Below are 16,301 nucleotides of genomic sequence, written 5' to 3'. Positions count from 1 at the left end.
CGCGAGGAACCGTCCCCGCCGGGATTACGTCGCTGATTCGGCCGCTCGCCGATACCCGCGTACGGCGATCGGAAGGAATACGACGACCAACGCGCTTGTCCAGAGCACAGTCATAGCCAAAGGCCAGGCAACGGGGTCACCCAGCGCCAGTGCGCGCATCGCCTCGATGGGCGGTGACATCGGCTGGGCGCGGACCAATGGTCGAAGCCATTCCGGGAACAGGTCAATGGGTGTGGTACCGGGATTGAGAAATGCCAGTGACACGACGGTAGCCACCAGCCAGGTCATGATGGTGCGGCCGTTGGAGCGTACAGCCATTGCCATTACCAGCGTTGCGTATCCGATGACTGCGAACGAGGGGATCAGGATGAACAACAGCGCCGTGTGCCAGCCGTGCACGAATCGTAGGCCCATAACCATCCCGACGGCGGTGATGAGGATCGTCCCGACCGACGCACGCACGGCTTCGGCGAGCAACCGGCCGATCAACGGGCTCGAACGGTGTACGGGTAGCACCCACATCCGACCCGTGAGCCCCCAATCGCGCTCCAGTTGGAGGCCGACTGCGCCCCCCAAGGCGCCGAACACTGCTGACAGCACTGAACACAGCGGTACGAGACCGTAAGTGCTGTCGACGCCGGTGACCTCTTGAACGCGCCGGCCCAAGACGATGTCGTAGACCACCAAGATGAATATCGGGAGTGTGAGTGATCCGATGAGGACCCCTTGGTCGCGGCGCCACTGCGTGAGGAATCGCCCGGTTTGCACCAAGCTCTCCGATATCAGCGAGCCCTGTAACCGATGCTTCGGCATCACTTGACCCGCCTCTGCATACGCAACGTGATCGCACCGAAGACCATCACCATGCCCACGCACCACGCGAGGCTTACTGCAAAGTTGCTGATCATCAAATCTCCGCTGGCGAACCCACGGAGCGTCTCGGCGACCTGAGACACCGGCTGGTTTCGTACGTATGGACGCAACCAGCCAGGGAAGGTCGCCTCGGGCGCGATGCCGGTCGATAATAGGAACAGCACAACCTGGCAGACGAACAACATGGGGCTGATCGCCTGCAAGCTGGTCGAACTCGAACCCAATGCGTCCGCGCCAAGCGCCACCGCCAGGCACAAGAGCATCGCGATGCCGACAAACGCCAGCGCATAAAGCGGTCCGCCGGTGAATCGAAACCCGAACGCAAAGCCGGCGACCGTCGCAACCGACAGTGCGAGCGCCGCGCGCATCAAGGTGGCGACCATACGGGCGGTCACCGGGGCGGCCGCAGTGATCGGGAGCGTTGCAAACCGCTCGCCCATTGCGGTTTGGCGGTCACGGGCGGCGCGGTCTGCGGTCATCAGCCCGACGAAGATCACCGACTGGACGATCACCGCGGGAACGAGGTACTGCGAATAGCTGATCGGTCCGGTTTCGACGAGGCCACCCAGCGCGACGGTGAAGCCTGCCAAATACGCAATGGGCGAAAGCATTTCGAAGACCAGGCCACCGTCCCGCGCAGCTGCGGTCAACGAGCGTTCGGTGAGGGCCGCCAGGGCGCTCATGACTGTGCGACGGTCCGCTCGGTGATCTGCAGGAACGCCTCGTCCAACGAGGGTTTGCGCAGCGAGATGTCGGCGAGTTCGATGCCCAGCGCATCGAGGCGACGGAATACGTCGCCGAGCGTGGACACCCCATCCGGCGCCGGTACTGAAACCGAGTTCGTGTCGGCGTCGACATCGATCCCCGCGAGCCCGGTCAACGCCGTCGCCACCCGGGGCAGGTCGGCTGGGTTGACAGGACTGACCTGGCAATACGTGGTACCAACTCGGCGCTTGAGATCCTCTGCGGTACCGCTCGCGATCACCTGCCCGTGGTCAATGACGACGATCGAGTCGCTCAGAACGTCCGCCTCTTCCAAGTACTGCGTGGTCAGGAGCACGGTGGTGCCCTGCAAGGTCAAAGAGCCCACCAGAGCCCAGACGGTTCGGCGACTGCGAGGGTCCAGTCCGACTGTCGGTTCATCCAAAAACAGCACCTGAGGCACTACAACGAGGGCGATGGCAAGGTCGACGCGGCGCCGCATCCCTCCCGAGAACGTGGAAGCGCGCCGGTCGGCCGCATCGACGAGGTCGAACTGTTCGATCAACTCCTGGGCCCGAGCCTTCGCCTGCTTACGACTCAGACCCCTCAACCTGCCGAACAGGACCAGGTTCTCCCTGCCGCTCAGCAGGGGATCCATGGCGGCGAACTGCCCGGCCATCCCGATGCTGGCACGCACCGGGACGGGCTGGCGGATGATGTCGTACCCGTTCACGAGTGCGCTGCCTGCAGTAGGGCGGATCAGAGTGGACAGGATGTTTATGGTGGTCGTCTTGCCTGCGCCGTTGTGGCCGAGCAGGCCACATACCGTCCCCGTCGGGACCGAAAAGCTCACATCACGCAGGGCGGGCGTTTTTCCGCCGAAGGTCTTTGTGAGGCCGACGACCTCGATGGCAGGTGGGCTCACGGTAGGGAGTATTCCACATCGGGGAGACCGCAACCTCTTTGCTGTGGCGGGCAGCCGCCCTGGATAGCCAATAGTCTCAAGATCACCGGGAGCACTGCCACAGCGCCTGGTCCGGTTGGCGTCAACTGCCGCAAATGCCGTCTGACACCTGACGGGCTAGTTGTACTAACCATGGCGTTCATGGCGCAGTCCGTGCCGAACGGCGGTCAACTTGGTGTTTAGCGACGGGCTGCGCGCTCGAAGAGGTCGGCCGTTCGGGTGATGCTGTCGGCGGGCGCAGTCAACTGGGTGGCGAGATCACGCGCGCGAACGGAGTACTCGGGGTCCAGGATTCGGCGGAGGTCGCGGACCATCGACTTAGTAGTGGTGGCCGACTGTCGTCGCGCGGTGCCGACGCCGAGTCGTTTGAGTTGATTCCCCCAATACGGCTGATCGGCCGAGCTCCACAGGATCAGCGCAGGGACCCCGGCGCGAAGGCTTGCCGCTGTAGTGCCGGCGCCGCCGTGGTGGACGACGGCACGGCACGCGGGAAAGATCTCGGCGTAATTGACCGTGCCAACGACTTTGATGTAGTCGGGGTGAGGAACGTTGCTGTAGTCCGTCCCGCCAGCGCACACCAGCCCTCGCTGGCCGAGCTCTTCGCAGGCGGTGCTGATCATCTCCATCGTGTCGGCGGGCGATTCGACAGGGATGCTCCCAGTGGCGAAGCAGATCGGTGGCGTCCCCTCGGCGATCCAGGCTGCGACTTCCTGATCGGCCGCTGTGGTCAATTGCATGGTCAGTGCGCCGACAAAAGGACGTTGCCCATCCCACTTGGCCCACTCTGCGGCTAGCCCGGGCACGCATACCGCATCGTAGGATTGGATTTCCAACCACCGGTGCTCGGCGATCCGACGTGGCGAGCGTCGGGTCGCCTTAGGTAGCCCTAATGCGCGACGCTGGTCGTCTTCGACGCTGCGGGTCGCGCGCCAGAACAGCCACTCTGAGATCGTGCCGCCCGAGCGGACCAGCGGTGAAGGCAGCATAGGAATGAGTTGGCCGTTGGGGCGCAACGGGAAGTGGTGCATCGCAATCAACGGAATGCCGTAATGCTCTGCGACGTTTCCGGCGGCCTGCTCGAAATTGATCGCGGTTGACAGCAGGTCCGCGCCGTCAGCCAAACCCATCAACGTCGTGTGGACCTCGGGCCAATTGCGGATGATCGGCGCCCACATCTCGCGTAGCAGCCCGATTGGATTGCGGAAGAACTTCGACCAGAGATTGCGTACGAAGTCCTCATTGAGGATGGCTTCTACCTCGGGTCCGTATGGAACTGCCGGTAGCCCGGCCGCCTCGACGAACCCCACCAGGTCCGGCGGAACGGCCATCCGCACCTCGTGCCCGCGGCGGGCCAGTTCACAGCCGACCGCCAGCGAAGGCTCGACATCGCCGCGACTTCCCCAACACGCCAGGACGAATTTCATCGAGGGTCCAGGCCTTTCGGTGGTCGTGTCGGGGCGTCTTGGTTGCGGTCCATTATCTACGGCTGGTATGGAATGCTGGGCCGAGGTAGAAGCCGCCTGCTCAGATTACGTTTGAGCCCATCGCCACGAGCACAGCGCCGCCTCCGACGCATGTGTATACCCAGTAAGCGAGCATGTTCTGGCCCGGGCCGTGGGCGGAAAACGACGAGGAAAAATCGCGATGAAGCGCAGGGGATCGGCCAGCGAAACATGCGCCAACGCCATCGCCGAGCCCCCATGTACCCAACGACACACTGACGGGATCTGCCCGGTGATTGATCCGCGAGGGATCCGCAAGCCGCATACGTCGAAATAGTTGTGTTACAACGTGTTTAGACCACACGCAGTCAGCAGGCCAAAATCGATTGGATTTGCCTATCACCGCTTACAGGTATAGTCGGTCCCATGAACCTGGTCGAGTCGATCGAACGCGGCTTGGCATGGTTGTCGACGCCGAGATGGATCCCGGGTCGTCTCGAGATGGAGACGAAGCGCGGCCAGCGTCTAGAGCTGGAGATCGTGTCGTTCCGCATGCGCGTGCCGATTCCAGGCGGCGCGGTCGTTCGCGTACCCCTGTTCATCGCTCTCATGCCGGCTGGCTCCTCGCCGATCCAGGGAGACGATGGGCCATCGGGCGAGGACTCCAACTGACACTCACGCCACCAGGCGACGCAACTTCGATTCCGCTAGGGCCCATCGAGTGCTTGTTGGTATTGGACAGCAGTATCAATACCCGGGCGTATGGTAGATTACCGACCAGTAACCCCCGCTGAAATCCGCGACTGCGGGCATCTATTCGGGCTGTTCTGTGATCAATCACGAGATTCTAATAGTTTGCCCGCGCGCGACCGCGACCGTTGCTGGATGCAACCCTGACGGGACACTCGCAATGTTGCTGTATGGTCGGCTGAATCCGTGGGCGAGGTAGCTTTGTACAAATCGCTTACCTTACGGCGCGGTTTGTACAACTCGCTTACTTCACGCCGGTGAACGAGAGCCGGCGCGGCCACCCGCAGTCGACACTACGGGGCACCTCCGGGGCGCGGCTTCACGTTCATGCACTACGCGGGTTTGTGTGGCGGTCCTCCGTGAGCGGGCGCGACGACGCATGTGGTGCCTGGCTAAGCCGGTCCTTCACGCTGTGCATCCCGCAGACAACACGCTTGTGCCGTCGACAACTCCGGCCCTGCCACCGTGTCGTGCACGTTTGCGGGAGATCCCCGATTGATTGCTATATCCGTCCCCGGGTTTCACATTGAGAGATAGCCCACACCCCCGTGGTGGGCGAAGCTCGACCGATATGCATCAAATCGTGATGCTGGCAACCTCTTGAGTAGCCAATAAACCGTCGCTAAGCTCTCTGAGCCGTCGACCGGAGAGAATCTAGCGACCATGGGAGCCGTCTGATAGCCGACAGAGGGCTGCCGCGCAGCAGACTTTTGCAAGATTGTTTGCTGGGGCCGTCTTTCCATTGGGAAAGATTCAGCTAGCCCTCTGGCCGTCGGCTTAGCGAGCCCACAGGAATTTCACATTCGGGCCGATCTCGCAAAGAGAGGTTTCAGAAGGATATAACTGCTAGCCTGCGTGGACGGGAGAGGAATTGACGCCGCAGTTAATAACCAAGGCGACCTTGTTAAAGTTTGCTGAGGATCCCGACCCTGGGAACCTCGTGAGAATGATTTGCCCACCATTTCAACCTGCACTAGGTTTGCGGTAGGCTCGCCATCGGTTTGCGGTAACCGACGAACAACCTGGAGAGACGTGAGCATCAATCCGTTCGACGACGACAGCGGCAGCTTCTTCGTCTTGGTCAACGACGAGGAGCAGCACAGCCTGTGGCCGAGCTTTGCCGACGTGCCAGACGGCTGGCGTGTGGTTTACGGCGAAGCTGACCGTGCAACGTGTCTGGAGTACGTCGAGAAGAACTGGCCGGACATAAGGCCGAAGAGCCTGCGGGAGCGGTTGGCGCAGGACGGGGCTCTTGACGGCTAGTCAGTGCGGTGGGGAGGGCGCGCGCGTGGGGACTTACGACGGGGGCTTTCCGCTGTCGCGAGGTCAGATGGATATCTGGCTCTCGCAGGAGAGCGGCCTCGTCGGGACGGAGTGGCAGCTCGGCCTTCTCGTAAGAATCGACGGCGCGATTCAACGAGATCTGCTGCACCAGGCGATCCGTCAGGCGGTGCAGGAAGCCGAGCCCTCGCGCGCGTGCTTTTTCGAAAGAGACGGTCAGGTATTCCAGAAACCGGTCGATTACTCGGATCTGGAGCTGCCGTTCTACGACGTGCAGGATGCAGACGATCCTGAGGACAAAGTCCGCGAGATTGCTTCGTCAATTCAGCACACCCCGATGCCACTTACCGGCCGGCTGGTGACATTTGCGCTTTTTCAGACTCAGCCTGATCAATATTATGCGTTCGGCTTGGGCCACCACATCTCCGTCGACGGCGTGGGCATGGCGCTGGTCTGCCGCCGAATCGCGTCGATTTACACGGCGCTGGTCAAGGGCGAACCCGTGCCGCCCGCGTACTTCGGGTCACTGCAGGACTTGGTCGACATCGAGGCTCGCTACGCAGCCTCCCCTGACTTCGTAGAAGACCAGGCCTACTGGAGCCAGAGTCGTCCCCCGGAAAGCGGTCTGGATCGGCGCGCATCGCAACTGGCGAGCCGGCACGACGGCTACGCGCCCTCTGGGCAGGTTCAGGTTGGTCAAGCTGCGATCGGCGGCATCAAGTCGCTGGCGAAGGCTCTGCGCATCCGTCGCCACACGGTGATGACCGCCGCTCTGGCGTTGTTGTCGCGGTCGTGGTCTGGCAACGGTTCCGAGGTTGCGCTGGACTTCCCGGTCAGCCGGCGAGTCGGCGAAGAGACGAAGTCGATCCCCGCGATGCTCGCCGGCATCGTGCCTCTGGTGCTGTCCGCTCCACCGGACGCCACGGCAGGTGAGTTCTGCCGACATGTGGACGTACGCATTCGAGAGTTGTTGCAGCATCAGCGATTTCCGGTGCACACCCTGGATGATGAGTCCGGTGGTCCGAGGCAGACCTCCGATCGGGTAGCGATCAGTTTCCTGCCGTCGCGACTCACGCTGGACCTGGCGGGTGTTTCCGCGACTGCCGCCTTCACCAACCACGGTCCGATGGGTCACTTCGGGTTGTTCTTCTCCGGCGCCAGCGACCAGATGTTCCTGGGCACGGCCGGTCCAGGACAGCCGTTCGCCAAGTTCGGTGTCGCCAATCTCGCGGAGCGCCTGGAACGCATCGTGGTGGCGATGGCCGAGGATCCCGATCGACCGCTGTCGTCGATTGACGCGCTCGACTCCGAAGAGCGTTCAACTCTGGATCGACTCGGTAACCGAGAGGTCCTGACTAAACCTGCGCCTCGGTCCACGATTCCGGAATTGTTCGCCACACATGTGAACAGCTCACCGGACACTGTGGCGCTGGTGTGCGGCGACCAGTCGTGGACCTATCGCGAGTTGGATGAATCGGCCAACCGATTCGCACACCTCTTGGCTGACACCGGTGCTCGCGCAGGCGAATTCGTCATGCTGCTGATGCCCCGGTCCGCCGAGGCGATCATCGCGATTCTCGCGGTACTCAAGACCGGTGCGGCGTATGTGCCCGTGGACCCGTCGGTGCCGGAGGCACGCTTGGAGTTCATCGTCGGTGATGCTAAGCCTGTTGCGGCCATCACCACCGCGGGGCTGCGATCACGGCTGGACAAGTTCGACGTGGCGGTGGTCGATGTCGACGACCCGGCTGTCGACGCACAGCCGAGCACATCGCCGCGGAAAGGTCCGTCACCAGGCGACTTGGCCTACATCATCTACACCTCGGGCACCACGGGGACGCCGAAAGGTGTGGCAGTCACCCACCACAGTGCCGGGTACGTGATGAAGAATCTGGAATCCAGCTTCCCGCAGCCGGCGATATGGGCGCAGTGGTTTTCATTGGCGTTTGACGCTTCGGTGTGGGAGATCTGGCGTGCGCTGCTTCGCGGCGGCCGGTTGGTAGTGGTGCCTGAGGACGTCGCGAACTCACCGGAGGATCTGCACGACCTATTGATCAGGGAACGGGTCACCGTGCTGACCCAAACCCCCACGTCGGCCGCAATGCTGTCGCCGGAGGGCCTGGAATCGATGGCGTTGGCGGTGGTCGGCGAGGCCTGCCCGCCCGCGTTGGTGGATCGGTGGACCACCGACGGGCGCGTGATGGTCAACGGTTACGGCCCGACCGAAACGACGGTGTGTGCGGCCGTCAGCAGGCCGCTGACGGCGGGATCCGGTGTTGCGCCGATCGGTGAGCCGGCGGCCGGGGCGGCGCTCTTCGTGTTGGACACCTGGCTGCAGCCGGTCCCCGTCGGTGTGGTCGGCGAGCTGTATGTGGCCGGCGAGGGAGTAACTGCGGGTTATCTGGGTCGATCCGGCCTGACCGCGTCGCGGTTCGTGGCGTGCCCGTTCGGGGAGCCCGGTACGCGGATGTATCGCACCGGCGACTTGGTGTGTTGGGGCGACGACGGTCAGCTTCAGTATCTGGGTCGCGCTGATGAGCAGGTCAAGGTCCGGGGCTATCGCATCGAGCTCGGGGAGATCCAGTCCGACCTGGCTGAACTCGAGGGGGTCGACCAGGCGGCGGTGATCGTCCGCGAGGACCGCGCCGGTGACAAGCGTCTGGTGGGCTATATAGCTGGCACCGCCGATCCGGCCGAGCTCCGTTCCCAGCTTGCCGATCGGCTCCCGCCCTACATGGTGCCGACCGCAATCGTGGTGTTGGATCAGCTGCCACTGACGATCAACGGCAAGCTGAACATCCGCGCGCTGCCGGCACCGGACTACCAAGGTCTTGGCGCCAACTATCGCGCGCCTTCCACGGCGATCGAGGAAATCCTGGCGGGCATCTTCGCTCAGGTGCTGGGCGTGGAGCGCGTCGGCGTCGACGACTCGTTCTTCGACATGGGTGGCGACAGCATCTTGTCGATGCAGGTGGTGGCGCACGCCCGGGCGGCAGGACTGCTGTGCCGCCCGCGTGACATCTTCGTCGAGCAGACCGTCGCCCGGTTGGCCGCGGTGGTCACGGTGGTCGGCGGCGAGGCCGCCGTCGTGGACGAGGGCGTCGGCGCGGTCGTGCCGACCCCGATCATTCGTTGGCTCCACGACGTCGACGGTCCGATTGACGAGTTCAACCAGACCCTGGTTCTGCAGGCTCCCGACGGGGTCACCGCTGACGACGTGGTGGTCGTGCTGCAGGCGCTGCTGGACCGGCACGCCACGCTGCGGCTGCGTGTCGATAAGCACGAAGCGACCGGTCAGTGGTCGTTGGCGGTGCCCGAGGCCGGCGCGGTGCATGTGCGCGACGGCGTACACACGGTCGATGCGTTGACCGACGAAGCGATTGCCGAGGCGCGGTCGCGGTTGAGCCCGGCGGCCGGGGCGATGATCAGTGCGTTGTGGGTGTCTTCGACGAGCCAGCTGGTGTTGATGATCCACCATCTGGCCGTCGATGGGGTGTCGTGGCGAATCCTGTTGGAGGACATCAACATCGCCTGGGCCCAGCACCACAACGGCCAGCCGATTGAACTTCCGACGGGTGGCACGTCGTTCCAGCGTTGGGCCGCACTGCTCGACGAGCACGCGCGCAGCTCGGAGGTGGTGGCCACCGCCGAGACGTGGCGGCAGGTCGCCGAGGTTCCGGCGGTATTGCCCGCCATGCAACCCGAGGACACCTACGCGAACGCCGGGCGCCTGACAGTGTCGCTGGACACTGACACCACGCGGCAGCTGCTGGGAGAGGTGCCTGCGGCGTATCACGCTGGCGTGCAAGACATTTTGTTGATCGCGTTCGGATTGGCCTGGACGGAGTTCCTGGGCACCAACGCTCCGATCGGCATCGACGTGGAGGGTCACGGCCGTCATGAGGAACTGCGCGCCGATGTTGACCTGTCGCGCACGGTGGGCTGGTTCACCACCAAATATCCCGTCGCGCTGACCGTCGGTCGGCTGCCCTGGGCGAAGGTGAGTGCCGGGGACCCGGCTTTGGGTGCGGTGATCAAGGACGCCAAGGAACAACTGAGGTCGCTGCCCGACGGCCTGACGTATGGACTGCTGCGTTACCTGAATCCCGACCTGGATCTGGGCGGGGTGGATCCGGGGATCGGGTTCAACTACCTGGGCCGCCTCGGCGCGGGTGCCGGTGATCTGTCCGAGGACTTCTGGCGCATCAGTGGTGACAGCCTGGCGACAGCGGATGTGGCATCTGCGGTGGCGATGCCTCTGGCGCATGCCGTTGAGCTCAATGCCGGTACCGACGACACCGACGCCGGTCCGGTGCTGCAGGCCAACTGGTCCTGGGCCCCCTCGGTGCTCGATACCGACAAGGCCGAGCGGTTGAGCCGATTGTGGTTTGAGGCTTTGGCCGGGATCTGCGCGCATGTGCGTGCCGGTGGTGGCGGGGTGACCCCGTCGGATCTGGCGCCTGCGCGGTTGACGCAATCCCAGATCGACGAGCTGGCTCAGCAACTCAAGTTCGTCGATGTGTTGCCACTGACGCCGCTGCAGCAGGGGCTGTTGTTCCAGTCGGCGTTCGTCGAAGACTCCGGGGACGATGTGTATGCCGTGCAGTTGGGCATCACGATGGCCGGGGCTCTGGATGCCGAGCGGCTGCGCGGTGCGGTAGCCGCGATGGTGGGTCGGCATCCGAACCTCGCGGCGCGGTTCATTGCCGATCGGTTCGATGAGCCGGTGCAGGTCATCCCGGCCGATCCCGAGATCGCCTGGCAGTACGTCGAATTGGATGCCTCCGGCGATGTCGAGAACCAAATCGAGGCGATTTGCGCCGCCGAGCGCGCAGCGGTGTGCGACCTGTCGGGGGCCCAGCCGCTGTTTCGTGCCTCCCTGATCGCGCTGCCGAACAACCAGCACCGGCTGGTGATCAGCATTCACCACATCGTGGTCGACGGGTGGTCGTTGCCGATCCTGTTGCAGGACGTCTTCGCCGGCTACTTCGGGCACCGGTTGCCCGCGCCGGCAACGTATCGCAACTACGTGACGTGGCTGGCGGCCCAGGATCGTGAGGCGGCGACGGCGGCCTGGCGTGCGGTGCTGGCCGGGTTCGAAACGCCGACATTGGTGGCGCCACCGGCCCAAGCCGGGGCGCGCAGGGTGCAGTCACATCGGCTGTCGGCCGAAATCACTGCGGCGCTCGGGGAATTGGCGCGTGCGCAGCAGACCACTATCAACACGGTGCTGCAGGCGGCGTGGGCCCAGTTGCTGGTGTGGCTGACCGGACATCAGGACGTGGCGTTCGGTACCGCGGTGTCGGGACGCGCGGTGGATCTGCCCGGTGCGGATGCCATGGTCGGGCTCTTGATCAACACGGTGCCGGTGCGCGCCAACATGACCGCGACCAGCACCGTGGCCGACTTGTTGGCTCAGCTGCAACGCGCCCACAACGACACCGTGGATCACGAGCATCTGTCGCTGGCCGAGATCCACCGCGCCGTCGGACAGGACCGCCTGTTCGACACCCTGTTCGTCTACGAGAACTACCCCATCGACCCCGCCGCGCTGTTGAGCGTGGAGGACCTGGCCGTCACCGACTTCAGCAGCCGCGAGTACAACCACTACCCGCTGTCGTTGGTCGCCACCCCGGGTCATGAGGTGAGCCTGCGCGTCGAATTCGACACCGAGGTGTTCGAGGCGGCAGAGATCGAAACCCTGATCGGTCGGTTGAACCACGTGCTGGCCGCCATGGTTGCCAATCCGAGTGAGCAGCTGGCTTCCATTGATCTGCTCGCTTCCGGCGAGCGCGACCAACTCGACGAATGGGGCAATCGGGCCGTCCTGACGCAGATAGCGACCACTCCGGTGTCGATCACGGCGATGTTCGACGAGCAGGTGGCTCGGTCGTCCGAAGCGGTGGCGGTGACGTTTGAGGGTCGTTCGATCACCTATGGCGAGTTGGATGAGTCGGCGAATCGGCTGGCTCGTCGCCTGATTGAGTTGGGTGCGGGTCCGGGGGAGCGGGTGGCGTTGTTGTTGCCTCGCACTCCGGAGGCGATCGCGGCGATTGTGGCGGTGCTCAAGACCGGGGCGGCGTATCTGCCGATCGATCCGGCGCATCCGGATGCCCGCATCGAGTTCGTGGTCGGGGATGCGGCGCCGATCGCGGCGGTCACCACCGCCGATTTGCGCGCGCGACTGGAGTCGTTCGAGGTGCCGGTCCTCGATATCGCCGAAACCGCAGCTGAAACCGATGGCGCGGCAGTGTCATCGGTGGCTGCCCCGGATGACGTCGCCTACATCATCTACACGTCGGGCACGACCGGGAAGCCCAAGGGGGTGGCGGTCACTCACCGCAACGTGACCCGGTTGTTGGAATCGCTGGATGTCGAGCTGTCGCTGGGTCAGGTGTGGACGCAGTGCCACTCGCTGGCGTTCGACTATTCGGTCTGGGAGATCTGGGGCGCGCTGCTTTATGGCGGCCGCCTGCTGATCGTGCCCGATGCGGTGGTCCGCTCTCCGGAAGAGCTGCACGCCCTGCTGGTCAGCGAACAGGTCAGTGTGCTGAGCCAGACCCCGTCGGCGTTCTATGCGTTGCAGACCGCCGACGCGCTGCAGCCGGAGCTGGGCCAGCAACTCAAACTGCAGACCGTGGTCTTCGGCGGCGAAGCGCTGGAGCCGCAACGTCTTTCGACGTGGTTGCACAGCCATCCGGGATTGCCGCGGATGATCAACATGTACGGCATCACCGAGACGACGGTGCACGCGTCGTTCCGGGAGATCGGGGTCGGCGACGTCGCTGACAGTTCCAGCCCGATCGGTGTGCCGTTGGAGCATTTGGCGTTCTTCGTCCTCGACGAGTGGATGCGCCAGGTGCCCGTCGGCGTCACGGGTGAGTTGTATGTGGCCGGAGCGGGGGTGGCGACCGGGTACGTGGGTCGCTCAGATCTGACATCGACACGGTTTGTGGCGTGCCCGTTCGGGGCGCCCGGATCGCGGATGTATCGCACCGGCGACTTGGTCCGCTGGGGTGCTGATGGGCAGCTGCGCTATGAGGGGCGTGCCGACAAGCAGGTCAAGATCCGCGGCTACCGCATCGAGCTCGGCGAGATCCAGGCCGCCCTGGCCGGCCTCGACGGGGTGGACCAGGGCGCGGTGATCGTGCGCGAAGACCGCCCCGGCGACAAACGACTGGTGGGCTATATAACTGGGACCGCAGACCCGTCGACAGTGCGGACCAAGCTTGGTGAACGGCTGCCGACCTACATGGTGCCCGCCGCGGTGGTGGTGCTCGACACGCTGCCCTTGACTGTCAACGGCAAGCTCGACACCCGCGCCCTGCCGGCACCGGAGTTCTCCGACACCGACAGCTACCGCGCGCCGTCGACCGCCTTCGAAGAGATCCTGGCAGGCATCTTCGCCGAAGTCCTGGGTGTGGAGCGGGTCAGCGTCGATGACTCGTTCTTCGACCTCGGCGGCGACAGCATCCTGTCGATGCAGGTCGTCGCCCGCGCGCGCGCCGCCGGACTGGTATGCCGACCCCGCGACATCTTCGTCGAACAAACCGTCGCCCGACTGGCACAGGTGACGGTCTACGCCGACGCCGAGGGCGGCGCGGTCGACGAGGGCATCGGGCCGGTGGTGTCCACCCCGATCATGGAGTGGCTCTACGGTCTGGACGGCCCGGTCGATCAGTTCAACCAGACCGTCGTGTTGCAGGCTCCCGCGGGAGTGACCGAAGACGACGTGGTCGTCGTCCTCCAGGCGCTGCTGGACCGGCACGCCATGTTGCGGCTGCTCGTCGATGACGACGGCGCAGGCGGCCGCGCGCTGAGCGTGCCCGAGGTGGGCGCCGTGGATGCGCGAGGCTGCCTGCATGCGGTGGACACCTTCTCCGACGACGCACTGATCGAGGCGCGGGAGTTGTTGAGCCCGGCCGCCGGCGCGATGGTCAGCGCGCTGTGGGTGCGCGACACCAGCCGGTTGGTGCTGTTGATTCACCACCTGGCCGTCGACGCTGTGTCGTGGCGAATCCTGTTGGAGGACATCAACATCGCCTGGGCCCAGCACCACAGCGGCCAAGCGGTCGCCCTGCCGACCGGCGGGACGTCGTTCCAACGCTGGGCGGCGATCCTCGACGAGCACGCGCGCGTGCCCGCAGTCGTCGAGCTGGCGGAGGCCTGGCGGCAGGTCAGTTCGGTGCCCGCCGCGCTGCCGGCGGTACAACCGCAGATCGATACCTACGCCAACGCCGGGCAGTTGTCGATGTCGTTGGACACCGACACCACCAGGCTGCTGCTCGGGGAGGTGCCCGCGGCGTATCACGCCGGCGTGCAAGACATTCTGTTGATCGCGTTCGGGCTGGCCTTCAAGCAGTTCCTGGGCACCGGCGCATCGCCGATCGGTATCGACGTCGAGGGTCACGGCCGCCAGGAAGAACTGGCTGATGCGGACTTGTCGCGCACGGTGGGGTGGTTCACCACCAAGTACCCGGTCGCGCTGAATGTCGACGGGGTCAGCTGGGAGCAGGTGACCGCCGGCGACGCCGCGCTGGGGCCGCTGATCAAGAACGTCAAGGAACAACTGCGGTCGCTGCCCGACGGCCTGACCTACGGTCTGCTGCGCTACATGAACCCCGACGCCGACTTGGGCGAGACCGATCCCGCGATCGGGTTCAACTACCTGGGCCGCCTGGGCGCGGCCGCGGCCGACCTCTCCGAGGACCTGTGGCGCATCGACCACGATGGTGTGGCGATCACCTCGGCGGCCACCGCAGTGCCCACGCCGCTGGGACACACCGTGGAGCTCAACGCCGGCACGATGGACACCGAGGCCGGACCGCACCTGCATGCGACGTGGACGTGGGCGCTGTCGGCCCTGGATCACGAGCAGATCAGCCGGTTGGGCCAGCTGTGGTTCGACGCGCTGGCCGGCATCTGCACCCATGTCCAACAAGGCGGGGGTGGGCTGACGCCGTCCGACGTCCTTCCGGCACGCGTGAGCCAGCAGCAGATCGACGAACTGACCCGGCAGTACCAGCTCGCCGATGTGCTGCCGCTGACCCCGCTGCAGCAGGGCCTGCTGTTCCACACCGGCGCCGCACCCGGCAACGAAGACCTCTACGCGGTCCAGCTGGACATCACCATCACCGGCCAACTGGATGCCGAGCGTCTTCGCGATGCGGTGCAGAACATGATCAACCGCCACCCCAACCTGGTGGCCCGGTTCAACGAAGACTTCGGTGAGCCGGTGCAGGTGCTCGTGGCCGATCCGCCGCTGACCTGGCAGTACCTCGAGCTCAACGGCACCGCAGCCGACATCGAGAACCAGATCGACCAGTTCAGTGCCGCCGAACGCGCGGCGGTGTGCGACCTGGTCGACGGGCTCCCGTTCCGGGCGGCGTTGATCCGGACCGCCGAAGACCAGTACCGGTTCGTGCTCACCAACCACCACATCGTGCTCGACGGCTGGTCAAAGCCGATCCTGCTGCAGGAGATCTTCGCCGGCTACTTCGGTGCCCGGCTGCCCGCACCGGTGACTTACCGGAGGTTCATCACCTGGCTGGCTGCACAGGATCGCGAGGCTGCACAGGCCGCGTGGCGCAAGGCGTTCGCCGGATTCGAGAACCCGACCCTGGTGGGTCCACCGGGCCGGTTGTCGCTCGGGCAGCGAGGGGTCGAGGACTTCCACGTCTCCGCGGAGACCACGCAAGCCCTCACCGAGTTGGCTCGCCAGTGCCGCACGACGGTCAGCACGGTGCTGCAGGCCGGCTGGGCGCAAATGCTGATCTGGCTGACCGGACAGCACGACGTGGCCTTCGGCACCGCCGTTTCCGGACGGCCAGTTGATTTGCCAGGCGCCGAATCAATGATCGGCCTTTTGATCAATACCGTGCCAGTACGGGCCAGCGTCACACCTACAACCACAATTGCCGATTTGCTGAACCAACTACAGGGCGCCTACACTGAGACGTTAGAACACCAACATTTGGCGCTGAACGAGATCCATCGCGCTACCGGACACGACCAACTCTTCGACACCGTCTTCATATACGAGAACTACCCGATCGACACCGCGGGCATGTTGAACGTGCCCGAAATGGCGATCACCGGCTACACCAACCGCGAGTACAACCACTACCCGCTGTCGGTGCAGGCCGTGCCCGGTAACGAATTGGGTCTACGCGTCGAATTCGATAAGGACGTGTTCACCACCGCCCGCATCGGAAAGCTGGTCGACAGATTCCGGCGCGTGCTCGAAGCGATGACCGCAGACACGAGGGGTAAGTCATGAGTGCTGACGC

General features: G+C 64.6%; 7 protein-coding genes. 3 read left to right on the top strand and 4 right to left on the bottom strand.

All coding sequences use genetic code 11. The features are described from left to right. Positions 1–24: 24 nt before the first annotated feature. The 4 genes from G6N43_RS24720 to G6N43_RS24705 form a co-directional block, all read right to left on the bottom strand. Positions 25–813: an ABC transporter permease gene (locus G6N43_RS24720; RefSeq protein WP_179967917.1), complete on the bottom strand. Its 789-nt coding sequence runs from the start codon at positions 811–813 to the stop codon at positions 25–27. Then, on the bottom strand, positions 813–1,556 hold the full coding sequence (locus tag G6N43_RS24715) for an ABC transporter permease (protein ID WP_083156980.1): 744 nt from the start codon (positions 1,554–1,556) through the stop codon (positions 813–815). Before G6N43_RS24715 ends, G6N43_RS24720 begins: the two co-directional genes overlap by 1 nt. Next, on the bottom strand, positions 1,553–2,500 hold the full coding sequence (locus G6N43_RS24710; protein WP_083156981.1) for an efflux ABC transporter ATPase subunit, DrrA-related: 948 nt from the start codon (positions 2,498–2,500) through the stop codon (positions 1,553–1,555). The genes G6N43_RS24715 and G6N43_RS24710 overlap by 4 nt, the downstream gene beginning before the upstream one ends. 218 nt (positions 2,501–2,718) lie before the next feature. Then, positions 2,719–3,963 carry a glycosyltransferase gene (locus tag G6N43_RS24705; protein WP_083156982.1) on the bottom strand — a complete coding sequence of 415 codons (1,245 nt, stop codon included), beginning with the start codon at positions 3,961–3,963 and terminating at the stop codon, positions 2,719–2,721. Positions 3,964–4,407: 444 nt separating this feature from the next. On the opposite strand from G6N43_RS24705, the gene G6N43_RS24700 reads away from it, so the two are divergent. The 3 genes from G6N43_RS24700 (at position 4,408) to G6N43_RS24690 (ending at position 16,291) form a co-directional block, all read left to right on the top strand. Further along, entirely contained in the window at positions 4,408–4,653 is a 246-nt protein-coding gene (locus G6N43_RS24700; protein ID WP_083156983.1) for a hypothetical protein, read from the top strand. Positions 4,654–5,763: 1,110 nt separating this feature from the next. Continuing rightward, entirely contained in the window at positions 5,764–5,994 is a 231-nt protein-coding gene (locus tag G6N43_RS24695; RefSeq protein WP_083156984.1) for an MbtH family protein, read from the top strand. Positions 5,995–6,061: 67 nt separating this feature from the next. Then, a complete protein-coding gene (locus tag G6N43_RS24690; protein ID WP_234810283.1) occupies positions 6,062–16,291 on the top strand; it encodes a non-ribosomal peptide synthetase in 10,230 nt (3,409 codons plus the stop codon). Positions 16,292–16,301 lie beyond the last annotated feature (10 nt).

Origin of the sequence: Mycolicibacterium moriokaense (assembly GCF_010726085.1) — a bacterium.
Taxonomy (GTDB): Bacteria; Actinomycetota; Actinomycetes; order Mycobacteriales; family Mycobacteriaceae; genus Mycobacterium; species Mycobacterium moriokaense.
This window is presented reverse-complemented; position numbering and strand designations above follow the sequence as displayed.

Coding starts and splice junctions, on each gene's coding strand:
- G6N43_RS24690 (WP_234810283.1), top strand. CDS start 6,062: ATGGATATCTGGCTCTCGCAGGAGAGCGGCCTCGTCGGGACGGAGTGG.
- G6N43_RS24705 (WP_083156982.1), bottom strand. CDS start 3,963: ATGAAATTCGTCCTGGCGTGTTGGGGAAGTCGCGGCGATGTCGAGCCT.
- G6N43_RS24700 (WP_083156983.1), top strand. CDS start 4,408: ATGAACCTGGTCGAGTCGATCGAACGCGGCTTGGCATGGTTGTCGACG.
- G6N43_RS24720 (WP_179967917.1), bottom strand. CDS start 813: ATGCCGAAGCATCGGTTACAGGGCTCGCTGATATCGGAGAGCTTGGTG.
- G6N43_RS24715 (WP_083156980.1), bottom strand. CDS start 1,556: ATGAGCGCCCTGGCGGCCCTCACCGAACGCTCGTTGACCGCAGCTGCG.